The organism is Pseudomonas sp. SDO5522_S412 (assembly GCF_054071215.1).
Genome location: NZ_JBSVWQ010000473.1, coordinates 1 through 225, shown reverse-complemented (window position 1 = coordinate 225; position 225 = coordinate 1). Strand labels below are relative to the sequence as shown.

Here is a 225-nt window from a genome sequence, read left to right as displayed (position 1 = left end):
GGGAACTGGCCGGTGGGGCGAGTTTCTTCTGGGAGTGGGAACGGTCTGGCAAGGCGGCGCGATGCGTCCGCCACTGGGCCAGCTTTTCGCAGATGGACACACGGTATGTGTGGGATGACAACGGCACTGTCACCGTACACAACGCCGATGGCAGCCAGGAAGTCTACGTCCACGACCAGCGCGCACGGCTGGTGCAGCGGATCGATCCGGACGGCGCGCAGCACT

1 protein-coding gene is annotated in these 225 nt (G+C 64.9%); it reads left to right on the top strand.

Annotated elements, in window-relative coordinates; translation table 11 throughout:
* Positions 1 to 225, top strand: a 225-nt coding sequence (locus tag ACW9I6_RS32490; protein WP_457340251.1) for a hypothetical protein, incomplete at both ends; no start/stop codon positions are given.